Consider the following 26793-nt stretch of genomic DNA (forward strand, 5'->3'; position numbering starts at 1 on the left):
CGGCGCGGCTAGCTTGGCGAAGGTCTCCAGGTGTGTCTTCCACGCCGGCCCGGTCATCCTTCGAGTCCTACGGAGTGGCAGTCGTGAACGATTCTCTGGTCCATTCTCTGCTCGACGCGGCGGCGGCCGACGCGGCCGGGGCGTCGGCGGTCCGCGACCGTGCCGGTGCCTGGACCTACGGCGAAGTCCAGGCGTGGAGCCACGCCGTCGCCGTCGTCCTCGCGCGGCGCGGGGTCGGACACGGCGACCGCGTCGTCGTGCAGCTGCCCACCGATCGGGCGCTCGTCGCGCTCTTCTACGGAACTTCCCGCGGCGGGGCGGTGTTCGTGCCGATCAACCCGGCCATGAAGAAGTTCCACTTCGACTCCGTCGTGGCCAACGCCGAGCCCGTCCTCGTGCTCACGCCCGAAAACTTCGGTCCCTTTTGGACCGAGGTCGAGGAGGCGAAAGGACAACAGGCCGAGGAAGCAGCGGTGACCGAAGACGACATCGCCGTCCTCGTCTACACCTCCGGCAGCACCGCCGCGCCGAAGGGCGTGATCGGGCCGCACCGCCAGGTCACCTTCGCCTCCCGCGCCATCCAGGCCGTCCTCGGCTACCGCGAAGACGACGTCGTCTTCTGCCGGTTCCCGATGTCCTGGGACTACGGCCTCTACAAGGTGCTGCTGAGCACCCTCGGCCGCAGCGAGATCGTGCTCGCCGACGCCGAGTCGGACCTGCGGCTGCTGCAGCGGATGCGCGAGGTCGGCGCCACCGTCGTGCCGATCGTGCCGTCGCTGGCCACCATGATCGCGACGCTCGCGCAGCGCGACACCGAGCCGGCCGCGCCCGTGCGCCTCTTCACCAACACCGGCGCCGCCCTGCCCGACTCCACCATCGCCCAGCTGCGCGCGGCGTTCCCCGGGGTCAAGGTCGTCCGCCAGTTCGGGCAGACCGAGTGCAAGCGGATCACGATCATGCCCCCCGAAGAGGACACCGAGCGCCCCGGTTCGTCCGGGCTGCCGCTGCCGGGCACGTCCGTGCTGATCCTCGCCGCCGACGGGACCGAGCTGCCCGCCGGGGACATCGGCGAGATCGTCGCCGCCGGCCCGCACGTCATGCCCGGCTACTGGCGGGCACCCGAGATCTCCGCCCGCGCCTTCCGCCGCGACGAGACCACCGGCGAGCTCCGCCTGCACACCGGCGACTACGGCCGCCTCGACGCCGACGGCTACCTCTACTTCGAGGGCCGCCGCGACGACATGTTCAAGCGCAAGGGCATCCGGATGTCCACTTTGGAGATCGAAGCCGCGGCGATGGACATCCCCGGCGTCCGCGCGGCCGGTGCGATCCCGCCGAGCGAGACCCGCGACCTCGCCATCTGCGTCGAGACCGACCTGCCGCCCACGACCGTGCTGCGCGAGCTGGCCAAGCGGCTCGAGCCGCAGAAGGTCCCGTCGCTGTGCCACGTCGTCGAGGAGTTCCCGCTCACGGCGCACGGCAAGAACGCCACCAAGGAACTCGCGCAGCTGGTCGAGGGGGCCCGCGCATGAGCAAGTACGCCGATCTCGCCGCGAAGTACGGCACGCCCGCCTACGTCTACGATCTCGACGTCGTCGCCGAGTCGCGGGACCAGCTGTTCGGCCTGCTGCCGGAGGGCTTCCAGCTGTTCTACGCGCTGAAGTCCAACCCCCATCCCGAAATCGGCCGCGAGCTGCGGCGCGGTGGCTGCCGCGCGGAGATCAGCTCCACCGGCGAGCTGGTCAACGCCCTCGAAGCCGGGTTCGACCCGGCCGGCATCCTCTACACCGGACCGGGCAAGACGAACGAGGAGCTGGAGCACGCGCTCGCCGCCGGGGTCCGGCTGTTCTCCGTCGAGTCGCTGACCGATCTGCAGCACGTCGGCGCGGCGGCCGAGCAGCAGGGCGTGACCGCGTCCGCGCTGCTGCGCGTCAACACCACCGCGAGCAGCGGCGGCACCGGCATCCGGATGATGGGCCGCCCGTCGCAGTTCGGCATCGACGCCGAGACACTGCCCGACCTCATGCCCGCGCTCAAGGCGGTGCCGGGCGCGCGGGTCGTCGGCGCCCACTTCTTCACCATGAGCAACGCCCAGGACGAGGACGCCCTGCTCGGCGAATACGAGTTCGTGCTCACCTCGGCCGCGCGGCTGCGCGACGAGGTCGGCCTGCCGCTGGAGGTCTTGGACATCGGCGGCGGGTTTTCGTCGCCGTACGCGGTGCCCGGCCCGCGCACCGACTACCCGAAGCTGCGCGCGGGCCTGGAAACGCTGCTCGACCTGCACCTGCCCGAGTGGCGCGACGGCGGGATCGAACTGGCCTGCGAGTCGGGCCGCTACCTCTCCGGCAGCTGCGGTTCGATGCTGGCCGGCGTGGTCAACGTCAAGGACAGCCGCGGCAGCCGGTTCGTGGTGCTGGACGCCGGGATCAACGCCGTCGGCGGGCTGTCCGGCATCGGCAGGCTGCTGCCCGCGGCGGTCGGCGTCGAAGAGACCGGTGACCTCACCGGCAGCCTCGTCGGTCCACTGTGCACTCCCGGCGATTCGCTCGCCAAGGCGGCGAAGCTGCCCGAGCTCGTCTCCGGCGACGTCGTCACCGTGCCGAACGTCGGCGCCTACGGCGTCACCGCCAGCCTGATCAGCTTCCTCGGCCGGCCGACGCCGGCGGAGATCGTGGTCCGCGGCGGCAAGGTCCTCTCGGTGTCTCGTTTGGACTACCAGCGCGTCTACGAGGTTTCGCCATGACCGAAGAACTGCACGCGTTCGGCGGCGGAGTCGTCACGGACCCGCCGCGGCGGACGGTGATCGTCAGCAGCATGGCGTCGGACTCCCACACCTGGAACCTCGTCTACCTCGAGCTGCTCGTCGGCGAACTCGGCTTCGACGTGGTGAACCTCGGCGCCTGCGTGCCGGACGAGCTGCTGGAGTCGGAGTGCCTGAGCCGCAAGCCGGCGATGCTCGTGCTCAGCAGCGTCAACGGCCACGGCCACCAGGACGGCCTGCGCGTGATCCAGCGGCTGCGCGCGTTCCCGCAGCTGCGCGCGCTGCCGGTGGTGATCGGCGGCAAGCTCGGCGTCGGCGGGGCGCTGACCGCGGAGGAGACCGCGCAGCTGCTGCTCGCCGGGTTCGACGCGGTCTTCGACGACCAGCAGGGCGCGGGCTCGTTCCGCCGGTTCGCCGCCACGCTGTCGGCCGGTGTCACTCAGGTGGAGGCGTGAGCTTCGAAGAGTTCGTCGCGCGGCGCCATGCCGCGGGCGAACTGGTCGTCCAGCCCCGCATGGGGTTCGCGGACCCGGCGGTCATGCGGGCCGGGCTCGCCGCGACGAAGAACGCGGCCGCCGCGACCGTCGGCACGGTCACGCTCGACAGCTACACCCGCGTCTGCGACACGGCTTCCGTCGCGCACGCGCTGGGCAACGGGCTCGCGCTCAACGGGTACCCGATCGTCAACCACCCGGCCGAAGTCACCCGCGCGATGCTCGACGGCCTCGAAGGCCCGGGATTCCCGGTGCAGGTGCGCCACGGCTCGGCGCGGCCCGCGGACATCTTCCGCGCCATGATCGCCGCCGGGCTGCACGCCACCGAGGGCGGCCCGGTGTCCTACTGCCTGCCCTACAGCCGCACGCCGCTCGACGAGTCCGTGCGCAACTGGGCGCACTGCTGCGACCTGCTCCTGGACGCCGAGCACCCGGCCGGCCGGCCGCACCTGGAGACGTTCGGCGGCTGCATGATGGGCCAGCTGTGCCCGCCGAGCGAGCTGGTGGCGCTGTCGGTGCTGGAGGCGTTGTTCTTCTACCGCAGGGGCGTTCGCAGCATCTCGGTGAGCTACGCGCAGCAGACGAACATGACGCAGGACCAGGAGGCGGTGTCGGCGCTGCGCCGGTTGTGCGCCGAGCTGCTGCCCGACGCCACCTGGCACGTCGTCATCTACGCCTACATGGGCCTGTTCCCGCGGACTTCCGACGGCGCGCGCAGCCTGCTGGGCCGGGCGGCCGAGCTGGCCGTGACGACCGGGTCGGAACGGCTGATCGTCAAGACCACCGCCGAGGCGCACCGGATCCCGACCGTCGCCGAGAACGTCTCGGCGCTGGAACACGCGGGCGCGACGGCGCGGACCGTCACCGAACAGGCCATTGTGGACGCCGACAACCAGGTCTACCGCGAGGCGTACGCGCTCGTCGACGCCGTGCTGAACAGTCACGCCGACCTCGGTCGCGCGATCGTCGTCGCGTTCAAGCGCGGCCTGCTCGACGTCCCGTACTGCCTGCACCCCGACAACGCCGGGCAGGCGCGCAGCTACCTCGACCCGGCGGGCCGGCTCGGCTGGTCGGAGCTCGGGTCGCTGCCGCTGCACGGCGTGGTGGAACGCCACCACGCCGGCCGGATCACCTCGTCGACGCTGATGTCGGCGCTTTCCCACGTCCAGAACGCCTTCGACGCCGAGGCGCTGGAACAACCGATGAGAGCGATTGGGGGCGAGTCGTGACGAGTTCACGCCGGACAGTCCGTGCGTATCCGTTCGACATGCACGAGATCTCCGTTTCCGAGCAGTACCACGTCCTGCAGCGCGAAGAGCCGATGAGCCGGGTGCAGATGCCCTTCGGCGAACCGGCGTGGCTGGCGACGAAGTACGCCGACGTCAAGCTGGTGACGACCGACCCGCGGTTCAGCCGGGAGCTCGCGCAGGGCCTCGACCAGCCGCGGATGCGCCGCCAGCAGATGGGCGACGGCATCATGGGGATGGACCCGCCGGACCACTCCCGCCTGCGCCGCCTGGTCGCGAAGGCCTTCACCGCACGCCGGCTGGAGCAGATGCGCGACGGCGTCAGGGACCTGGTCAACCGCCTGCTCGACGACATGCAGGCGAACGGCGACAGCGCCGACCTCGTCGAGGACCTGGCGCGGCCGCTGCCGGTCACCGTGATCTGCGACCTGCTCGGCGTGCCGCAGGAGGACCACAAGATCTTCCGCGAGTGGACGCAGGCGCTGGTCAGCGACGCCACGGCCAAGGGCGACGTGCTCGACGTCTACGGCGACAAGCTCGACAACTACGTGGCCGAGCTGGTGGCCCAGCGGCGCGAGGAGCCGACCGACGACCTGCTCGGCGCGCTGGTCTACGCCCGCGACGCGGGGGACAAGCTGACCGAGAACGAGCTGATTTCGATCGCCGGCGCGGGGTTGCTCACCGGCGGCGTCGAGACGGTGTCGACGGCGTTGCCCAGCTTCGTCTTCACGTTGCTGACGCAGCCGGAGCTGCTGGAGCAGCTGCGCGCGGACCCGGACCTGATGCCGACGGCGATCGAGGAACTGCTGCGGTACGTGCCGATCAACACCGCGGCGATGTTCGCCCGGTACGCCACCGAGGACATCCGCTTCGGCGACGTCGTCGTCCGCGCCGGCGACCCGGTGCTGCCGGCGCTGCACGCGGCCAACCGCGACCCGGAGGTCTTCGCGGACCCGGACCGCATCGACCTGACGCGCAAGCCGAACCCGCACGTGGCGTTCGGGCACGGCCCGCACCACTGCATCGGGGCGCAGCTGGCGCGGCTGGAGCTGCAGGAAGCGCTGAAGGCGATCCTGGCGCGGTTCCCGGACCTGCGGTTCGCGGACGGGCGCGCGGGCGTGAAGTGGGAGTACGGCGTGATCGTGCGGGGGCCGTCGCTCCTGCGCATCGCCTGGTGATCTCCCGCCCCTAGAAGGCTTTTCAGGGGATCCGGCGGCGGTGTGCGCCGACCTACATTCGAGCAGAACGACCATGAGTGCTGGCTTGCTACAGCGGTGGAGTGCGGAATGCGTGAGTTTGAGACCGAATCGAATCGGGCGTCCGGGTTCGCGGAGCGGCTGACCGAACTGCCCGCCGGTGACCGCGCGGCATTCCTGGCCGACGTCGTCCACGACGCCACCCGGGCCGCGCTGCTGGCGGCGCGCCCGGACGTCCCGGCGGTGCTCGACCCGGAAAAGGCGTTCTCCGACCACGGGTTCGATTCGCTGGCGGCGGTGGAGCTGCACGCGCGGCTCACCGACGCCACCGGGCTCGACCTGCCGGTCACCCTGGCCTTCGACCACCCGACCCCGGCCGCCGTCGCGCGCTTCCTGCACGCCACGGTGTTCGGTGCGGAGATCATCCACAGTGGATACCCGAAGACCGAGGAGGACGAGCCGGTCGCGATCGTCGGCATCGGCTGCCGGTACCCCGGCGGGACCGCCTCCCCCGAGGACCTCTGGCGGCTGGTCGACGACGAAGTGCACACCATCACCGGGTTCCCGACCGACCGCGGCTGGGACCTCGACGGCCTCTACGACCCGGACCCCGACCGCCCGGGCAGCAGCTACGTCACCTCCGGGGGGTTCCTGCCCGACGCCGGCGAGTTCGACGCGGACTTCTTCGGCATCGCCCCGCGCGAGGCGTCCGCGATGGACCCGCAGCAGCGCCTGGTCCTCGAGACCGCGTGGGAAGCGCTGGAACGCGCCAAGATCGACCCGACGACGCTGCGCGGCACGCCCGCCGGCGTCTTCATCGGCGCCGAGGCCCAGGAGTACGGCCCGCGCCTGCACGAAGCTCCCGACGGCCTCGACGGCTACCTGCTCACCGGCAACGCCCCCAGCGTCGTCTCCGGCCGCGTGGCCTACGCGCTCGGTCTCGAAGGCCCGACGCTGACCGTCGACACGGCGTGCTCCGGCTCGCTCGTCGCCCTCCACCTCGCCGTGCAGGCCCTGCGCCGCGGTGAGACGCAGCTCGCGCTCGCCGGCGGGGTCGCCGTCATGGGCGGGCCCGGCACGTTCACCGCGTTCAGCCGCCAGCGCGGCCTCGCCGAGGACGGCCGCTGCAAGGCCTTCGCCGCGGCCGCCGACGGCACCGGGTTCGCCGAAGGTGTCGGTGTCCTGATCCTGGAGCGCCTGTCCGACGCGGTCGCCAACGGCCACACCGTGCTCGCCGTCGTCCGCGGCACCGCCATCAACTCCGACGGCGCGTCCAACGGCCTCACCGCCCCCAACGGCCCGTCGCAGCAGCGCGTCATCCACCGCGCGCTCGCCGACGCCGGCCTCACGCCGTCCGAAGTGGACGCTGTCGAGGCGCACGGCACCGGCACCCGGCTCGGCGACCCGATCGAGGCCCAGGCCCTGCTCGCCGCGTACGGCCAGGAGCGCGAGACGCCGCTGCTGCTCGGCTCGATCAAGTCCAACATCGGTCACACGCAGGCCGCGGCCGGCGTGGCCGGGGTGATCAAGATGGTCGAGGCGATCCGCCGCGGCCGGCTCCCGAAGACGCTGCACGTCGACGCGCCGACCCCGCACGTCGACTGGACCGCGGGCGCGGTCGAGCTGCTGACCGAGGCCCGCGAGTGGCCCGAGGTCGAGCGTCCGCGTCGCGCCGGTGTGTCGTCGTTCGGCGTCAGCGGTACCAACGCCCACGTGATCATCGAACAGGCACCCGCGACCGCGGACGTCGAGACCACCACCGAGCCGGTGCCGGTCGTGCCGCTCGTCGTCTCGGCCCGCAGCGAGGAAGCACTGCGGGCGCAGGCCGCGAAGCTCGTGTCCACTGTGGAATCGGCGGACCTGACCGAGGCCGGGTTCTCGCTGGCCGGCACGCGCGCCGCGCACGACCACCGCGCGGTCGTCGTCGCCGAAAACACCGAGGACGCTCTCCGTGGCCTGCGTGCGCTCGCCGCGGGGGAGCCGGACAGCGCGGTCTTCACCGGGACCCGCACGCCGGGCAAGCTCGCGATGCTGTTCACCGGCCAGGGGTCGCAGCGCCTCGCCATGGGCAAGGAGCTCTACCTCGCGTACCCGGTCTTCGCCGAGGTCTTCGACGAGGCCCTCGACCACCTCGACGTCCAGATGGACCGCCCGCTGCGGGACGTCCTGTTCGGCGAGGACGCCGAGAAGCTGAATGGCACCCAGTACGCGCAGTGCGCGCTGTTCGCGGTCGAGGTCGCGCTCGCCCGGCTGCTGGAGTCGTGGGGCGTCAAGCCGGACGTCCTGCTCGGCCACTCGATCGGCGAACTGGCCGCCGCGCACGTCGCCGGCGTCTGGTCGCTGGAAGACGCCTGCCTGGTCGTCGCCGCCCGAGGCCGGCTGATGCAGGCCCTGCCCGAGGGCGGCGCCATGGTCGCGATCGCCGCGACCGAGGACGAGGTCGGCCCGCTGCTCACCGACGGCGTCAGCATCGCCGCGATCAACGGGCCCGCGTCCGTGGTCGTGTCCGGTGAGCGCGCCGAGGTCGACGCCGTTGCCGGGGTGTTCCGGGCGCAGGGCCGCAAGACGAGCGAACTGCGCGTCTCGCACGCGTTCCACTCGCCGCTGATGGAGCCGATGCTCGCCGAGTTCCGCGAGGTCCTGGAGGTCGTCGAGTTCTCGGCGCCGAAGATCCCGGTGATCTCGAACGTCACCGGCCGGCTGGCGACGGCCGAAGAGCTCACCTCGCCCGGCTACTGGCTCTACCACGTGCGGCGCGCGGTCCGGTTCGCCGACGGCGTCGCCGCCCTCGCCGCGGCCGGCGTCACCACCGCGATCGAGGTCGGTCCGGACGCCGTCCTCGCCGCGCTGGGCGCCACCGGCCCGCACGGCTCGGACATCGCGTTCGTGCCCGCGCAGCGCCGCGGCCACGCCGAGGTCCCGGCCCTGGCCGGCGCGCTCGGCCGGCTGCACACCCGTGGCGTGGCGATCGACTGGACCGCGTTCTTCGGCCCGGCGAACGCCGTCGACCTGCCGACGTATGCCTTCCAGCGCAAGCACTTCTGGCTGACCGCGCCCGGCCGCGGCGACGCGGCCGGCTTCGGCCAGCTCGCCTCCGGCCACCCGCTGCTCGCCGCCGAGATCGGCCTGGCCGACCACGACGGCCTGGTCCTGACCGCCCGCATCGGCCTGCGGACCCACCCGTGGCTCGCGGACCACGCGATTGCCGGCACGGCCCTGCTGCCCGGCACCGCGTTCGTCGAAATGGCACTGCACGCCGCCGAGCGCGCGAACTGCGACCTCGTCGACGAGCTGACCCTGCAGGCGCCCCTGGCCGTCCCGGAAGGGCACGGCGTCGAGGTGCAGGCCGTGGTCGGCCCGGTCGAGGACGGCCGCCGCACCATCGAGTTCTACTCGCGCGCCGAGCAGGACGTCGCCTGGACCCGCCACGCCGTCGGCGTGCTGGCCGAGGCCGCGGGGGCCGAGCCCGCGCCGCTGACCGAGTGGCCGCCGTCCGGCGCCGAGGTCGTCGCCACCAGCGAGCTGTACGACGAGCTGGCCGCTCAGGGTTACGGCTATGGCCCGCTGTTCCGCGGCCTGCGTACCGCGTGGAAGCGCGGTGACGTCGTGTTCGCCGAGGTCGCCCTGCCCGAGCGGGACGACGATTTCGGGATCCACCCGGCGCTGCTCGACGCCGTCCTGCACGCCACCGACTTCGCCCCGGGCGAGGCCCGCGAAGCCGGCGAGATCCGGCTGCCGTTCGCGTGGACCGGCGTGCGGCTGCACGCCTCCGGCGCGGCCGAGGTGCGGGTGCGGATCACCTCGCCCGCCACCGGCGGTGTCGCCATCGAGGTCACCGACACGGCGGGCGCGCCCGTGCTGTCGGTCGAGTCGTTCCGCTCGCGCCCGGTCAGCGGCGCCGACCTGGGCCCCCGGGCCCAGGACCTGCTGCACACCGTCGAGTGGACGCCGGTCGCGGCCTCGGACGCGGATCCGGGTGAGGTGCGGCTGGTGAGTGTGCCGGGCGAACGCGGCCGGGTTCCCGCCGCCGCCCGCCAGACCGCTCACCGCGTCCTGGGGATCCTCCAGTCGTTCCTCGCCGAGGCCACCCCGGCCAAGCTCGTGCTGCGGACGCGCGGCTCGCTCGCCGACTCCGTGGTGCGCGGGCTGGTGCGCTCGGCGCAGGCCGAGCACCCGGGCCGGATCGTGCTGGTCGAAGGCGAGACCACCGACGCGACGCTGGCCACCGCGCTCGCGTCCGGCGAGCCGGAACTGCGCGTCGACGGTGACCGGGTGCTGGCCCCGCGGCTGGTCCGCCTGGCCACCGACACCCCTGCCTGGCAGCCGGACGGCACCGTGCTGGTCACGGGCGGTACCGGTGGTCTCGGCGCACAGGTCGCGCGCCACCTCGTCACCACCCACGGCGTCCGGCACCTGGTGCTGCTCAGCCGCCGCGGCCTCGACGCCCCCGGTGCGGCGGACCTGGTCGCCGAGCTGAGCGAAACCGCGACGGTGCAGGTCATCGCCGGTGACGTCACGAAGAAGCGGTCGCTCTCGGCCGCGCTGAAGAAGATCGAGGGGCCGCTGACCGCGGTCGTCCACACCGCCGGCGTGCTCGACGACGCCCTGATCGGTTCGCTCACCGAGGAGCGCTTGGACACCGTCCTCGCCCCGAAGGTCGACGCCGCCTGGGCGCTGCACGAGCTGACTTCGGACCTCGACGCGTTCGTCCTGTTCTCCTCCTCGGCCGGCCTGGTCGACGGCGTGGGCCAAGCCAACTACGCGGCGGCCAACACCTTCCTCGACGCCCTCGCCGAGCACCGCCGCGAGCAGGGTCTCTCGGCGACGTCGCTGGCCTGGGGCCTCTGGACCGACGGCGGTGCGGCGCTCGGCATGAGCGCCGGACTGTCCGAAAAGGACCTGGGCCGGCTCGGCCGGCTGGGCCTGGCCCCGCTGAGCGCGGCCGAAAGCCTCGCCGCGCTCGACGTCGCGATCACTTCGGGGACGGCCACCGTCGTCCCGACCCGCGTCGACCGCGCCGCGCTCGGCGTTCGCGAGGACGTCCCGGCGCTGCTGCGCGGCTTCGTCCCGGCCAACCGCCGCCGCATCGCGGCGGTCGCGGGAGAGCTCACGCCGGAGCGGCAGTTCGCCGAGCGGTTCGCCGCGCTGTCGGAGGCCGACCGCGACCGCGCGGTGCTGGACCTGGTCCGCACGCACGTCGCGGCCGTGCTCGGCCACGACGGCCCGAGCGCGATCAGTCCGGCCCGCCCGTTCGGCGAGATCGGCTTCGACTCCCTCGCCGCGGTCGAGCTGCGCAACATCCTCGACTCCGTCACCGGCATGCGGCTGCCCGCCACGCTGGTGTTCGACCACCCGACTCCGCGCGCGCTGGCCGAGTACCTCGTCACGCGGCTCGGCGGCCTGGCCCCGGTCAAGCCGATCGCGCCGGTGACCACGATCGACCCGGAGGAGCCGATCGCCATCGTCGGCATCGCCTGCCGCTACCCGGGCGGCGTCGCGACGCCGGAGGACCTGTGGCGGCTCGTCGCGGGCGGTGAAGAGGCGCTCACGCCGTTCCCGGCCGACCGCGGCTGGAACGTCGACGCGCTCTACGACCCCGAGCCCGGCAAGCCCGGCCACTCCTACGTCAAGCACGGCGCGTTCCTGCACGACGCCGCCGAGTTCGACGCCGACTTCTTCGAGATCAGCCCGCGCGAAGCGGCCGCCATGGACCCGCAGCAGCGGCTGCTGCTGGAAGTGTCGTGGGAGGCGTTCGAGCGGGCCGGCATCGACCCGGTTTCGCTGCGCGGCAGCGCGACCGGCGTGTTCGCCGGCGTCATGTACCACGACTGGGGCACCCGCCTCGGCACCGTGTCCGACGACATCGCGGGCTACCTCGGCAACGGCAGCCTCGCCAGCGTCGTCTCCGGCCGCGTCTCCTACGCGCTCGGCCTGGAGGGCCCGACGGTCACCGTCGACACGGCGTGCTCGTCGTCGCTGGTCGCCCTGCACTGGGCGGTCCAGGCCCTGCGCCGCGGCGAGTGCACCCTCGCCCTGGCCGGTGGCGTCACCGTGATGTCCACTCCGGACACGTTCGTCGACTTCAGCCGCCAGCGCGGCCTGTCCGCCGACGGCCGCTGCCGCTCGTTCGCCGACGCCGCCGACGGCACCGGCTGGGGCGAGGGCGCGGGCATGCTGCTCGTCGAGCGGCTGTCGGACGCCCAGCGCAACGGCCACCCCGTGCTCGGGCTCGTCAAGGGCTCCGCGGTCAACCACGACGGCGCGTCCAACGGCCTCACCGCCCCGAACGGCCCGTCGCAGCAGCGCGTGATCGCCAAGGCCCTGGCCGACGCGGGTCTCCAGCCGTCCGAAGTGGACGCCGTCGAGGGCCACGGCACCGGCACCACGCTGGGCGACCCGATCGAGGCGCAGGCGCTGCTCGCGACCTACGGGCAGGACCGGTCCGACGACCAGCCGCTGTGGCTGGGCTCGATCAAGTCCAACATCGGCCACACCCAGGCCGCCGCGGGTGTCGCGGGCATCATCAAGATGGTCATGGCGCTGCGCAACGAGCAGCTGCCGCGGACCCTGCACGTCGACCGGCCGTCCACTGTGGTCGATTGGGACACGGGTGCGGTGCGCCTGCTGACCGAGGCTCAGGACTGGGCGCCCAACGGCCACCCGCGCCGCGCGGCGATCTCGTCCTTCGGCATCAGCGGTACCAACGCCCACGTGATCATCGAACAGGCTCCGGCCGACGCGGTGGTCGAGCGGCCCACCGAACCTCAGCCCGAAGCCGTCGTGCCGGTCGCGCTGTCCGGCCGGTCCGCGGCCGCGGTGCGCGGCCAGGCCGCCCGCCTGCGCGAATACCTCGCCGACCACGAAGGCGTCCCCGTCGCCGAACTGGCGCGGTCGCTGGTCTCCACCCGCGCCGCGCTGGAGCACCGCGCGGTGGTCGTCGCCGGGACCGCGGCCGAGCTGGCCGCCGGCCTCGACGCGCTGGCCGCCGGTGAGCAGGGCAGCGAGCCCGTCACCGAGGGCAAGCTGGCGTTCCTGTTCTCCGGGCAGGGTGCGCAGCGGGTCGGGATGGGCGCCGAGCTGTCGGCGACCTACCCCGTCTTCGCGGAAGCCTTCGCCGCCGTCTGCGCCGCGCTCGACCCGCTGCTCGACGTGCCGCTGCGCGACGTCGTCTTCGGCACGACCGCGCTCGCCGACCGCGGCCTGCTCGACCAGACGCAGTACACGCAGACCGCGCTGTTCGCGGTCGAGGTCGCGTTGTTCCGGCTCGCCGAGTCGTGGGGGATCGTCCCCGACGCCCTGGCCGGCCACTCGATCGGCGAGCTGGCCGCGGCACACGTCGCCGGGGTGCTGTCCCTGGAGGACGCCGCGAAGCTGGTCGCCGCCCGTGGCCGCTTGATGGGGGCGCTGAGCACGCCGCCGGGGGCGATGGTTTCCCTGGCCACGACCGAAGAAGCCGCGCGGGAGCTGATCCGCGGGCACGAGGACGAGGTCAGCATCGCCGCCGTCAACGGCCCCGCGTCGGTCGTCATCTCCGGTGACGCCGACGTCGTGTCCCGCATCGAGCGCGGCACCGACGTCCGGACGCGGCGGCTGCGTGTGAGCCACGCGTTCCATTCGCCGCTGATGGCGCCGATGCTCGACGAGTTCCGCGAGATCGCCGCCGGGCTGACGTTCCACGAGCCGAAGATCCCCATCTTCTCCACGGTCTCGCCGGACGCGGACCTGACCTCGCCGGAGTACTGGGTCACGCACGTCCGCGAAGCCGTCCGCTTCGCCGACGCGGTGACCGCGCTGGCCGCCGACGGCGTCCGGACGTTCCTCGAGCTGGGCCCGGACAGCGTGCTGACCGCGCTCGGCCGCCAGATCGACCCGGACGCCGCGTTCGTGCCCTTCGGCCGCCGCGACCGCGACGAGGTGCGCACCGCGCTGACCGCGCTCGGCCGGCTCCACGCCCGTGGTGCCGCCGGGCTGGGCAAGGTGCTCGGCGACGGCCCGATCCGGCTCGACCTGCCGACGTACGCTTTCCAGCACAAGCGTTACTGGCTCGACGCGACCCCGTCCGGCGACGTCACGGCGGTCGGCCAGCAGCCGCTGCCGCACCCGATGCTCGGCGCGGTCGTGCCGCTGTCCGGTTCGGACACCACGGTGCTCACCGGCCGGCTGTCCGCCGCGTCGGTGCCGTGGGTGGCCGACCACGTCGTCAAGGGCGCGATCCTGGTGCCCGGCACCGGGTTCGTCGAGCTCGCCATCGCCGCCGGCGACCAGGTCGGGCACTCGACGGTCGAAGAGCTGACGCTGCAGGCGCCGCTCGTCCTGCCGCCGGACGGCGCCGTCGCGCTGCAGGTCGTGGTCGGCCCCGCCGACGGCGACCGGCGTCCGGTCACCGTCTTCTCACGGCCGGCCGACGGCGACGAGTGGACCCAGCACGCGCTCGGCACGCTGTCCGCGGCACCGCGGCCGGAGCCCGCCGGGCTCACCGAATGGCCGCCGGCCGGGGCGACCCCCATCGACGTCGAGGGCGCGTACGACCTGCTCGAGGAGCGCGGGTACGGCTACGGCCCGTCCTTCCAGGGGCTCACGGCCGCCTGGAAGCGGGGTACCGAGGTGTTCGCCGAGGTCGCGCTGCCGGAACCGGCGGCGGCGACGGCGAACCTGTACGGCCTCCACCCCGCGTTGCTCGACATCGCGATGCACGCCGACCTCCTCGGCGACCCGGGTGGCGCGACGCTGCTGCCGTTCGTCTGGAACGGCGTCACGCTGCACGCCGCCGGCGCTTCGGTGCTGCGGGTGCGGATCGAGCGGATCAACGGCGACGAGGTGTCGGCCATCGAGGTGGCCGACAGTGAAGGCCGCCCGGTCGCGACCATCGACTCGCTGGTCTCGCGCCCGGTCCGCCGCGAGCTGACCGCGTCGTCCGAAGTGGACGGTTCGCTGCTGAAGATCACCTGGCAGCCGGTGTCCGTGCCGCAGTCCGACACCGAGGTCGTGGCCGTGGGCCGGGGCCGGGTCGGGGTGGCCGCCACCTACGCCGATTTCGCCGACCTCGTCGGCGCGATCGACCGCGGCGAGCCGGTGCCGAGCCTGCTCACGCTGACCGTGCCCGAGCGCACCGGGGACGTCCCGGAGACCGCGCGGGCCAACGCCGCCTGGCTGCTCGCCGAACTGCAGGCCTGGCTGGCCGACGCCCGGTTCGCCGCCACCAAGCTGGCGGTCGTGACGCAGGACGCGGTCCCCGCCGGAGAGTCCACTGTGGACGTCACGCAGGGCCTGCTGTGGGGCCTGGCGCGCGGGGCGCAGGCCGAGCACCCGGGCCGGGTGTTCGTCGTCGACGCCGACGCGGCCACCACGGCCGGGACGCTGGCGGCCGTCGTCGCCTCCGGCGAACCGGAGGCCGCGATCCGCGACGGCGCGGTCGTCGTGCCGCGGTACGCCAAGACCGAGGCCGGCGACGCTTCGCCGTGGGGTGGCGGTGCCGTGCTCATCACCGGGGGCACCGGCGGGCTCGGCAGCCTGCTGGCCCGCTACCTGGTGGCCGAGCACGGCGTCACCGACCTGGTGCTCACCAGCCGCCGCGGGATCGGCGCGCCGGGCGCGGCGCAGCTGGTCGAGGACCTGAAGGACCTCGGCGCCCTGGTGCGGGTCGCCGCGTGCGACGTCACCGAGCGCGCCCAGGTCGAGAACGTCCTCGGCGCGATCGACGACCTCACCGCCGTGGTGCACGCGGCGGGCACCGCCGACAGCGGCGTCTTCGACTCGCTGACCGCCGACCGGCTCGACTCGGTCCTGCGGGCCAAGGTCGACGCCGCCTGGCACCTGCACGAGCTGGCCGGTGACCTGGCCGCGTTCGTGCTGTTCTCCTCCGCCGGCGGCCAGGTGCTGCCCGCGGGCCAGGCGAACTACGCCGCCGCCAACGCGTTCCTCGACGGCCTCGCCGCCCACCGCCGGGCCGCCGGTCAGCCGGCGACCGCGCTGGCGTGGGGCCTGTGGGCCGAGAACACCGGCCTCGGCGGCGAACTCGCCGAGGCGGACCTCGCCCGGATGGCGCGGCTCGGCCTGCCCGCGGTCACCGCGGAGCAGGGGCTCGCGCTGTTCGACGCGGCGACCGCCACCGGCGAGGCCGTGATCGCCCCGCTGCGGATCGACGTCGCGGCACTGAAGGCCCGCACCGACGAGCTGCCCGCGTTGCTGCGCGGGTTCGTCCCGCCGAAGGCCCGCCGGACCGCCAAGGCGGCGAAGGCGGCCGACAACGCCCTCGCCGCGGAGCTGGCCGCCCTGGCCGACAGCGAGCGCGACCGCGTGCTGCTGGACATCGTCCGGACGCAGGTGGCCACCGTGCTCGGCTACGCCGACAAGTCCGAAGTGGATGGCGCACGCGCGTTCAAGGAGCTCGGCTTCGACTCGCTCGCCGCGGTCGAACTGCGCAACCTGCTCGGCACCGCGACCGGCCTGACCCTGCCGGCGACGCTGATCTTCGACCACCCGACAGCCAAGGCGGTGGCGGACTTCGTCAAGGGCAAACTGCTCGGCGCGGTCGCGAAGGTCCCGGCCACCACGACCCGGACCAACGCGTCGATGCAGGAACCGATCGCGATCGTCGGCATGGCCTGCCGGTACCCCGGTGGCGTCCGGTCGCCGGAGGACCTCTGGCAGCTGCTCGTCGACGAGGTCGACGCCGTGTCGGAGTTCCCGACCAACCGCGGCTGGGACATCGACGCGATCTACGACCCCGGGCGCGGCAAGCGGGGCAAGACCTACGCCCGCGAAGGCGGCTTCCTGCACCAGGGCATCGAGTTCGACCCGGCGTTCTTCGGCATCGGCCCGCGCGAGGCGCTGGCCATGGACCCGCAGCAGCGGCTCCTGCTGGAGACGGCGTGGGAGGCCATCGAGCGGGCCGGCATCGACCCGACCGCGCTGCGCGGCAGCATGACCGGCGTCTTCACCGGCGCGATGTACGACGACTACGGCAGCCGCGTTCCCGGCGCGCCGCTCGACGTCGCCGCCTACATCCCCAACGGCAGCTCGGGCGCGGTCGTCTCCGGCCGCATCTCCTACCTGCTGGGGCTGGAAGGCCCGTGCATGACGGTCGACACCGCGTGCTCGTCTTCGCTGGTCACGCTGCACCTCGCGGTGCAGGCGCTGCGGGCGGGGGAGTGCGGGCTGGCCCTCGCGGGCGGCGTCACGCTGCTCTCGCAGCCGGACCTCTTCGTCGACTCCAGCCGCCAGGGTGTGCTGTCGCCCAACGGCCGGTCGAAGTCCTTCTCCGCGGCGTCCGACGGCGTCGGCTGGGCCGAGGGTGCGGGCCTGCTCCTGCTGGAGCGCCTGTCCGACGCCCAGCGCAACGGGCACGAGGTCCTCGCGGTGGTCCGATCGAGCGCCGTCAACCAGGACGGCGCGTCCAACGGCCTCACCGCCCCGAACGGGCCGTCGCAGGAACGCGTGATCCACGCGGCCCTCGCGGCCGGCGGCCTCACTCCGGCCGAAGTGGACGCCGTCGAGGCGCACGGCTCGGGCACCAAGCTGGGTGACCCGATCGAGGCGCAGGCGCTGCTGGCCACCTACGGCCAGGACCGCCCGGAGGGGCAGCCGCTGTACCTGGGCTCGGTCAAGTCCAACATCGGTCACGCGCAGGCTTCCGGCGGCGCGGCGGGCGTGATCAAGGTCGTCCAGGCCATGCGGCACAACATGCTGCCGAAGTCGCTGCACATCGACGCGCCGTCCCCGGTCGTCGACTGGACCACCGGTGACATCGAGCTGCTGAGCGAGGCCCGGCCGTGGCTGCCGAACGGCCGCCCGCGCCGCGCGGGCGTCTCGTCCTTCGGCATCAGCGGGACGAACGCGCACATCATCATCGAAGAGGCTCCGCCGTCCACTGTGGAGCGTCCGCGCCGGACCGCGCCGGAGCTGACCTCGGTGCCGCTGCCGATCGCCGGGACCACGGCCGCGGCGCTGGCCGACCAGGCCGCCCGGATGGCCGCGTGGATCCGCTCGAACCCGGAGCTGGACCTGACCGACGTCGGCTACTCCCTGGCGACCGGCCGGGCCGCGCTCGACCACCGCTCGGTGGTCCTGGCGGGTAACCGCGACGCCGCGTTGAAGGCCCTCGACGGGCTCGCCGGCGGCGGGACCCCGGCGGGCACGGTGACCGGCACGACCAGCGCGGCCGACCTGACCGCGTTCCTCTTCACCGGCCAGGGCGCGCAGCAGCCGGGCATGGGCCGCGAGCTGTACGAGGCCTTCCCCGTCTTCGCGGGAGCGTTCGACGAGGCGTGCGGCCTGTTCGACACCGACGTCCCGCTCAAGGACGTCATCTGGGACGGCAGCCCGCTGCTGAACCAGACGGCGTACACGCAGTGCGCGCTGTTCGCGATCGAGGTCGCGCTCTACCGCCTGGTCGAGTCGTGGGGCCTCACGCCGGACTACGTCGCCGGGCACTCGATCGGCGAGCTGGCCGCGGCGCACGTCGCCGGGGTGCTCTCGCTCGCCGACGCCTGCGCGTTGGTCGCCGCCCGCGGCCGGCTCATGCAGGCCCTGCCGGAAGGCGGGGCGATGGCGGCCATCGCGGCCACCGAGGACGAGGTGCGCGTCGCGCTCCCGGCCGGGGTGGACGTCGCCGCGGTCAACGGCCCGCGGTCGGTGGTCGTCTCCGGTCCCGAGGACGCGGTGAAGGCCGCGATGGCGGCCTTCAAGGAAGCGGGCCGGCGGGCCAAGCAACTGGTCGTCTCGCACGCCTTCCACTCCGCGCTGATGGAACCGATGCTGGCCGACTTCGCCGTCGTGGCGGAAAAACTGACCTACAACGCGCCGAGCATCCCGGTCGTCTCCAACGTGACCGGCCGGATCGCCACCGCCGAGCAGCTCTGCTCGCCCGAGTACTGGGTGAACCACGTCCGCGAGGCCGTGCGCTTCGCCGACGGCGTCGGCACGCTGCTCTCGGCCGGGGTCACCCGGTTCGTCGAGCTGGGCCCGGACGCCGTGCTGACCGGCATGGCCCGCGAGTGCGACACCTCGGTCGCCGACCGGCCGGACCGCGTCGTGGGTGTGCCCGCGCTGCGCCGGGGCCGCGACGAGGTGCAGACGCTGTTCACCGCGCTGGCCACGGTGTACTCGCGGGGGGCGAAGATCGACTGGCGCGCCCTGTTCGCCGGCCGGGGCGCGGCCACTGTGGACCTGCCGACCTATGCGTTCCAGAACAAGGAGTACTGGCTCAACGCGACGAAGCCCGCCGGCGACGTCGGTTCGCTGGGGGCCAAGTCGGCCGCGCACCCGCTGCTGGGCGCGCTGGTGGAGCTGCCCGACGGCGGCGCGGTCCTCACCGGCCGCCTCGCGGTCGACAAGCAGACCTGGCTGGCCGACCACGTGGTGCTGGGCCGGACGATGCTGCCGGGCACCGCGTACGTCGAACTGGCCCTGCACGCCGCCGACCAGGTCGGCTGCGACCTCCTGGAAGAGCTGACCCAGCAGGCGCCGCTTCTGCTGCCCGAGGAGGGCGGCGTCGACATCCGGGTCGTCGTCGGCGCTCCCGGCGCGGACGGCCGTCGCGAGCTTTCGGTGCACTCCCGCACCGAGAACGGGTGGACGCAGCACGCGGCGGGCACGCTCGCCACCGGCGCGCAGCCGGCGGAGTTCGACCTGACGGCGTGGCCGCCCGAGGGCGCCGAAGCCGTCGACCTCACCGGGCTCTACGACGACCTGGCCGGGCTCGGCTTCGGCTACGGCCCGGTGTTCCGGAACCTGCGGGCGGTCTGGCTGCGCGAGGGCGAGGTGTTCGCCGAGGTGGCGCTGCCCGAGGGCACCGCGGCGACCGAGTTCGGGCTGCACCCGGGCCTGCTCGACTCGGCGCTGGGTGCGACGGACTTCCTCGTCCCCGGCGGCCCGAAGGCGCTGACCGAGACGACGATCCCGTTCGCCTGGAACCAGGTCTCGCTGCACGCCTCCGGGGCCACGACACTGCGGGTGCACGTCCGCAAGGAAGGCAAGGACGCCTCGCTCGCCCTCGCCGACGCCGCGGGCACGCCGGTCGCGTGGATCGAGTCGCTGGTGACGCGGCCGGTGTCGGAGGGCCAGCTGGGCGCCAAGGTGCCCGACTCGCTCCACCGCATCGACTGGCAGCCCGCCGCCGGGGTCCGGCTGGTCAAGTCCCTCGAGGGCTGGGCCGTGCTCGGCGCCGACGACCTCGGCCTCGGCGTCCCGACGCACACCGACCCGGTGGCCGCGGACGTCCTGGTCCTGCCGGTGACCTCCGCCGACGGAGACGTGCCCACCCGGGTCCACGCGACCGTCCAGGCGACGCTGAAGCAGCTGCAGGCCTGGCTCGACGGCCCGTCCGACGGCAAGCTCCTGGTCGTCACGCGGGGCGCCGTGGCGGAGAACCCGGACCTGGCGCAGGCGCCGGTCTGGGGCCTGGTGCGGGCCGCGCAGGCGGAGAACCCGGGCCGGATTCAGGTGGTCGACGTCGACGACCTGCCCCAGTCGCTGCGGGCCCTGCCCGCGGTGGTCGCCTCCGGCGAGCCGGAAGCGATCGTGCGCGTCGGCGAGGTCCGCGTGCCGAGGCTGGCCAAGGTCACCACGGTCGGCGACCCGGTCGAGTGGGACACCGACGGCACGGTGCTGATCACCGGTGGCGCCGGCCTGCTCGGCGGGCACCTCGCCCGGCACCTCGTCGCTCGCGGGGCCCGCAAGCTGGTCCTCACCAGCCGCCGCGGTCTCGACGCGCCGGGGGCCCGTGAGCTGGTCGAGAAGCTGGGCGCCGGGGTGACCGTCGCGGCCTGCGACGTCACCGACCGGGCCGAGCTGGCGGCGCTGATCGGGTCGCTGCCCGACCTCACCGCCGTCGTGCACGCCGCCGGGCAGATGGACAGCGCGGTGCTGACCGCGCTCACCCCTTCGCAGGTCACGAACGTCCTGCGGCCCAAGGTGGACGCGGCCTGGCACCTGCACGAGCTGACCGCGTCGCTGGACCTGAAGGCGTTCGTCCTCTACTCCTCGGCGGGCGGGCTGCTGCTCGCCGCCGGGCAGGCGAACTACGCGGCGGGCAACGTCTTCCTGGACGCGCTGGCCGAACACCGCACGGCGCTGGGCCTCCCGGCGACGTCGCTGGCCTGGGGTCCGTGGGAAGGCAGCGGCGACGCCGTCGACCTCACGCACGTCGCCCGGTACGGGGTCGCGGAGCTGGCCGTCACCGACGGCCTGGACCTCTTCGACGCCGCCCTGGCGGCCGGTGAGCCGACCCTGGTGCCGGTGAAACTGGCCGACCTGAAGGAAGCCGACCGGATCGCGCCGCTCCTGCGGGGCCTGGTCACGGCCACCCCGCGCCGGGCGGCCGCGGCGGCCGGTCCGGCGACGGCGGCGCCCGAGGCGGGCTTCGCCGACAAGCTGACCGGGATGTCGGCCGACGAGCGGGAAACCGCGGTGCTGCAGCTGGTCTGCGAAAACGCGGCGGCCGTCCTCGGCTACGACGACGCCTCGGCGGTCGGGGTCGAGAAGGGCTTCACCGACCTGGGCATCGACTCCCTGGCCGCGCTCGAACTGCGCAACCGGCTCGGGGCGGCCTGCGGGCTGCGCCTGCCGGCGACGCTGATCTTCGACTACCCGAGCCCGCTTCCGCTGACCCGGTTCCTGCTCGGCGAGCTGCTGCCCGAGCTCGGCGAGCCGGTCGAAGAGGTCGCCGAGGCCAACGGAACCGACGAAGTGGCCGCCATCGCCGGGATGGACCTGGCCGACCTGGTCCGGTCCGCGATGGCGGGCACCGAAACCGAGGAGTCCCAGTGAGCCAGCCGTCCACCGAGCAGATCGTCGCCGCGCTGCGCCAGTCCATGATGGACAACGAGCGGCTCAAGGCGGACAACCAGAAGCTCACCGCGGCGATGAGCGAGCCGATCGCCATCATCGGGATGGGCTGCCGGTACCCCGGCGGGGTGACCACGCCGTCGCAGCTGTGGGAGCTGGTCGCGAACGGCACCGACGCCGTCGGCGAGTTCCCCGGGGACCGCGGCTGGGACACCGCGTCGCTCTTCGACCCGAGCGGCCGGCCCGGCACGACGTACTCGAAGGAAGGCGGCTTCCTCTACGACGCCGCCGACTTCGAGCCGGAGTTCTTCGGCATCTCCCCGCGCGAGGCCCGCACGCTCGACCCGCAGCAGCGGGTCGTGCTGGAAACCGCGTGGGAGGCCGTGGAACGCGCCGGGATCGTGCCCTCGACGTTGCGGGGCAGCAAAACCGGCGTCTTCGCCGGCGTGATGTACCACGACTACGGCGCCGGGAGCAGCGACGGCAGTCTCATCTCGGGCCGCATCTCCTACACCCTCGGGCTGGAAGGCCCGTCGGTGTCGGTGGACACGGCGTGCTCGTCGTCGCTGGTCGCCCTGCACTGGGCGGCCCAGGCGCTGCGGCGCGGCGAGTGCTCGCTGGCACTGGCCGGCGGCGTGACCGTGATGGTGACGCCGGACATGTTCGTCTACTTCAGCGAGCAGCAGGGCCTGGCCCCGGACGGCCGGTGCAAGGCCTTCGGCAGCGGCGCCGACGGCGTCGGCTGCTCGGAAGGCGCCGGAATGCTGCTCCTGGAACGGCTTTCGGACGCGCGCCGCAACGGCCACCACGTCCTCGCGGTGCTGCGGGGCAGCGCGGTCAACTCCGACGGCGCGTCCAGCGGAATCACCGTCCCGAACGGGCCCGCGCAGCAGCGGGTCATCAAGGCGGCCCTCGCCGACGCGGGGCTGAAACTGTCCGATGTGGACGCCGTCGAGGCGCACGGCACCGGCACCAAGCTCGGCGACCCGATCGAGGCGCAGGCGCTGATCGCCACCTACGGCAAGGCGGCCACCGCCGAGCGGCCGCTGCACGTCGGGTCGTTCAAGTCGAACGTCGGCCACACGCAGGCGGCCGCCGGTGTGGGCGGCGTGATCAAGATGGTGGAGGCGCTGAGCCGCGGCGTCCTCCCGCGCACGTTGCACGCCGACGAGCCGTCGCCGCACGTCGAATGGACCGACACGGTTTCGCTGCTGAGCGAGCCGAAGCCGTGGCCGGAAACCGGGCGGCCGCGCCGAGCCGGCGTGTCGTCGTTCGGCATCAGCGGGACCAACGCGCACGTGATCGTCGAGCAGGGCGACCCGGTGACGCGCTCTTCGGACGACGGGCCGGTGACCTGGCTGCTGTCCGCCAACGACCCGGAGGCCCTTCGCGCGCAGGCGGGCAAGCTCGCCGCGTCCGCCGCTGACGCGTCCACTGTGGACGTCGGGTTCTCGTTGGCGACCACCCGCACCCAGGCCGAGCACCGCGCAGGTGTCGTGGCTCCCGACCGGGCCGCCGCGATCCGCGCGCTGACCGAGTACGCGGCCGGTCGCACGCCCGCGGGTGTCGTCGAAGGCGTGGCATCCACCGGGCGCACGGCCTTCCTCTTCACCGGCCAGGGCGCGCAGCGCGCCGGGATGGGTGTGGAGCTGGCGGCGGCGTACCCGGCCTTCGGCGAGGCCTTCGACCTCGTGGCCGCCGAGCTGGACAAGCACCTCGACGTGCCGCTGCGGACCGTCCTGGGCTCCGACGACACCGGGTACACCCAGCCCGCGTTGTTCGCCGTCGAGGTCGCGGTGTTCCGGCTGCTCGAGTCCTGGGGCGTCACGCCGGACTACCTGCTGGGGCACTCGATCGGCGAAATCGCCGCGGCGCACGTCGCCGGGATCCTCTCGCTCGAAGACGCGTGCACGCTGGTGACCGCCCGGGCGCGGCTGATGCAGGCCCTGCCCACCGGAGGGGCGATGGTCGCCGTGGCGGCGGCCGAAGCCGACGTCCTGCCGCTGCTGACCGACGGTGTCTCGATCGCGGCCGTCAACGGACCGGTGTCGGTCGTGCTGTCCGGCGAAGAGGACGCGGTGCTCACCGTGGCGTCGAAGTTCGAGAAGACTTCGCGGCTGAAGGTGTCGCACGCGTTCCACTCGGCGCTGATGGAACCGATGCTGGCCGACTTCGCCTTCATCGCCCGGAACCTGACCTTCGCCGACCCGGTGATTCCGATCGTCTCGACGGTTTCGCCGGACGCCGACCTGACCTCGCCGGAGTACTGGGTGAGCCAGGTGCGCGACGCCGTCCGGTTCGCCGACGGCGTCCGCACGCTGCTCGACGCCGGGGTCACGACGTTCGTCGAGGTCGGCCCGTCGGCGGTGCTCACCGCGATGGGCCAGACGTGCCTGGGCGACGACGACCGGGCGACGTTCGTCCCGGTCCTGCGCAAGGACCGGCCCGAAGGCGAGTCGGCGGCCGCCGCGGTGGCTTCGCTGTTCGTCACCGGGTCCACTGTGGACTTCTCGGCGTTCTACGCCGGCGGCGCGCCGGTGGAACTGCCGACTTATGCGTTCCAGCGCAAGCGCTACTGGCTGGAGAACCCGACCGGCGCTCGCGTCCGCGGGGTCGCCGAGGTCGGGCAGCGCGACGCCGAGCACCCGCTGCTGGGTGCCGTCGTCGTGACGGCCGATTCGGGTGGTGCCGTGCTGACCGGCCGGCTTTCGGCCGCCACGCAGCCGTGGCTCGCCGACCACGTCGTGCAGGGCTCGATGCTGTTCCCCGGCACGGCGTTCGTCGAACTGGCGATCCGGGCGGGCGACGAGGTCGGCTGCGGGCGGCTCGACGAGCTGACCCTGGCCGCGCCGCTGATCGTGCCCGCCGAAGGCGCGGTCCGGCTGCAGGTCGTCGTCGGTGCTCTCGAAGCGGAGCAGCGCTCTCTGTCGATTTATTCCCAGGCCGAGGACGCGGCCGAATGGGTGCAGCACGGCAGCGGCCGGTTGTCTTCGTCGGTTTCCGCGCCGGTGGCGGTGCCCGAGTGGCCGCCCGCCGGGGCGACCGAGATCGACGTGACGTCCCGCTACGACGAGCTGGCCGCGCAGGGCTTCGACTACGGCCCGGTGTTCGCCGGGCTGCGCCGCGTCTGGCAGGCGGGCGACCGGCTCGCCGCCGAGGTGGCGCTGCCGGAGGGCACCGACGCCGCGGCGTTCGGCCTGCACCCGGCGCTGCTCGACGCGGCGCTGCACACCATCGGCCTCGCCGGGCCGACCGAGGACAAACCGGTGCTGCCGTTCGCGTGGTCGGGGGTGTCGCTGCACGCCGCCGGCGCGTCGGACCTGCGGGTCGTGATCGCCTCGGACGTCGAGAACACCGTGTCGCTGACCGCGACCGACACCGCGGGCTCGCCCGTGCTGAGCGTCGAATCGCTGTCGCTGCGGCCGATCGCGGCGGACGCGTTCCGCGGCACGCGCTCGGCGGTGGACGACTCGCTCTTCCGCGTCGAGTGGCAGCCGTTCGCGGGCGACGCCGTTTCGGGCGTCTCGTCCGCAGTGCTCGGGTCCGGGTTCGGACTGCCGGGCAAGTCCTATGCGGACCTTCCGGCGCTGGTCGCCGACGGGGTGGCCCCGGACGTGGTGTTCGCGCCGTTCGCGGCTCCTTCGACGGCGTCACCGGCCGCGGCTCGTGAAGCCACGCACCGGTTGCTGGCGCTGGCCCAGGCCTGGGTCGGCGAGGAGACCTTGGGGTCGTCACGGCTGGTGGTCGTGGCCCGGCGGGCGATCGGGACGCGACCGGACGAGGGCGTCGACGACCTGACGCACGCCGCGCTGTGGGGCGTGGTCCGGACGGCGCAGCTCGAGTACCCCGACCGGTTCATGGTCGTGGACGTGGACGGGGGAGAGCTGCCCCTGGACGCGGTGCTCGGCGCGATGTACGCCGACGAGCCCGGAGTCGCGGTGCGCGACGGCGCGGTGCTGGTGCACCGGCTGGCGAAGTTCGTGCCGTCGTCCGAGGCGGTTGCCCTGGATCCCGGCGGAACGGTGCTGGTCACCGGCGGTACCGGCGTGCTCGGGCAGCTGATCGCCCGGCACCTGGTGACCGAGCACGGCGTCAAGAACCTGCTGCTGACGAGCCGTCGCGGCGCTTCGGCACCCGGAGCGGCGGAGTTGATCGAGTCGCTGACTTCCTTGGGGGCCAACGTTTCTTTGGAAGCGTGTGACCTGGCCGACCGGGACGCGGCAGCCGAGCTGCTCGCCGGGGTCGATCTGTCGGCCGTGGTGCACACGGCGGGCGTCGTCGACGACGGCGTCCTGCTGGCGCTGACGCCGGAGCGGATGGACGCGGTGCTGCGGCCGAAGGTGGACGCGGCGTGGAACCTGCACGAGCTGACCGCTTCGCTGGACATCCCGTTTGTCCTGTACTCGTCGGCGGGCGGCACGCTCGGCGCGGCCGGGCAGGCGAACTACTCGGCGGCGAACGTCTTCCTGGACGCGCTGGCCCACCACCGGGCCGCCACCGGGCGGCCCGCGGTGTCGCTGGCGTGGGGCCTGTGGTCCGAGGGCGGCATGTCGAACGAGCTGGCCGAGACCGACCTGATCCGGATGGCCCGGTCGGGTGTGTTCGGCTTGTCGTTCGACGACGGGCTTTCGTTGTTCGACGCCACTTTCGGGACGTCGCAGCCGTCGCTGGTGCCGGTCCGGCTGGACATGTCGGGCCTGCGGGCGGACGCGCACAGCGTCCCGGCGATGCTGCGCGGCCTGGTCCGCGGCGGTCGTCGCCGGGCGGAGGCTTCGGACGACTCGTGGGCCCGGGTGGTCGCCCTGCCGGCGGCGGAGCGGCCCCGCGCGGTGCTGGACCTGGTGTGCGGCACGGCGGCGGTGGTGCTGGGCCACGAACGCCGGGACGCGGTCGACCCGCGCAAGGGCTTCATCGAGCTGGGCTTCGACTCCCTGACGGCGATCGAGCTGCGCAACCGCCTGGAATCGGTGACGGGACAGCGCTTGCCGGCGACGTTGATCTTCGACCACCCGTCGGCTTCGGCGCTGGCGGAGTTCCTGGGTGCCGGCCTGGCCGATCCGCCGTCGGCGGTGGAGGTCCGGTTGACGGACCTGGAAGCCGAGCTGCGTTCGCTGGACGCGGACGCGCGGGTGGCGGTCGTGGGCCGGCTGCGTGAGCTGGTGGCGACGTTCTCCCCGGCCGACCGCGCACTCGAGGAGGCGGGCGCGGACGAGCTGTTCGCGATGCTGGACGAAGAACTGGAGTCCCAGGGCTGAGACTTCCCGGCCGCCTCCCCCGGCCGGGACACCAGGACCGCTTCCGCCAACGGC

General features: G+C 73.5%; 7 protein-coding genes. All 7 read left to right on the forward strand.

All coding sequences use genetic code 11. The annotated features are described in order from the left end of the window. Positions 1 to 83 precede the first annotated feature (83 nt). Positions 84 to 1532 (forward strand): AMP-binding protein, encoded by a 1449-nt coding sequence (locus ACWEVP_RS40240; protein WP_452067826.1) that lies wholly within the window; start codon positions 84 to 86, stop codon positions 1530 to 1532. Beyond that, positions 1529 to 2743: a type III PLP-dependent enzyme gene (locus ACWEVP_RS40245; protein ID WP_452067827.1), complete on the forward strand. Its 1215-nt coding sequence runs from the start codon at positions 1529 to 1531 to the stop codon at positions 2741 to 2743. The genes ACWEVP_RS40240 and ACWEVP_RS40245 overlap by 4 nt, the downstream gene beginning before the upstream one ends. After that, positions 2740 to 3216, forward strand: a complete 477-nt coding sequence (locus ACWEVP_RS40250) for a cobalamin B12-binding domain-containing protein (RefSeq protein WP_452067828.1) — start codon at positions 2740 to 2742, stop codon at positions 3214 to 3216. The genes ACWEVP_RS40245 and ACWEVP_RS40250 overlap by 4 nt, the downstream gene beginning before the upstream one ends. Continuing rightward, positions 3213 to 4484, forward strand: a complete 1272-nt coding sequence (locus ACWEVP_RS40255; RefSeq protein WP_452067829.1) for a methylaspartate mutase — start codon at positions 3213 to 3215, stop codon at positions 4482 to 4484. The genes ACWEVP_RS40250 and ACWEVP_RS40255 overlap by 4 nt, the downstream gene beginning before the upstream one ends. Positions 4485 to 4522: 38 nt before the next feature. Next, a complete protein-coding gene (locus ACWEVP_RS40260) occupies positions 4523 to 5680 on the forward strand; it encodes a cytochrome P450 (protein WP_452067830.1) in 1158 nt (385 codons plus the stop codon). Positions 5681 to 5788: 108 nt separating this feature from the next. Next, a complete protein-coding gene (locus ACWEVP_RS40265; protein WP_452067831.1) occupies positions 5789 to 21466 on the forward strand; it encodes an SDR family NAD(P)-dependent oxidoreductase in 15678 nt (5225 codons plus the stop codon). After that, on the forward strand, positions 21463 to 26739 hold the full coding sequence (locus ACWEVP_RS40270; protein ID WP_452067832.1) for a type I polyketide synthase: 5277 nt from the start codon (positions 21463 to 21465) through the stop codon (positions 26737 to 26739). The genes ACWEVP_RS40265 and ACWEVP_RS40270 overlap by 4 nt, the downstream gene beginning before the upstream one ends. The last annotated feature ends 54 nt before the right edge of the window (positions 26740 to 26793 follow it).

Source organism: Amycolatopsis sp. NPDC003865 (assembly GCF_053605345.1).

Coding starts and splice junctions, on each gene's coding strand:
- ACWEVP_RS40245 (WP_452067827.1), top strand. CDS start 1,529: ATGAGCAAGTACGCCGATCTCGCCGCGAAGTACGGCACGCCCGCCTAC.
- ACWEVP_RS40250 (WP_452067828.1), top strand. CDS start 2,740: ATGACCGAAGAACTGCACGCGTTCGGCGGCGGAGTCGTCACGGACCCG.
- ACWEVP_RS40260 (WP_452067830.1), top strand. CDS start 4,523: ATGCACGAGATCTCCGTTTCCGAGCAGTACCACGTCCTGCAGCGCGAA.
- ACWEVP_RS40265 (WP_452067831.1), top strand. CDS start 5,789: ATGCGTGAGTTTGAGACCGAATCGAATCGGGCGTCCGGGTTCGCGGAG.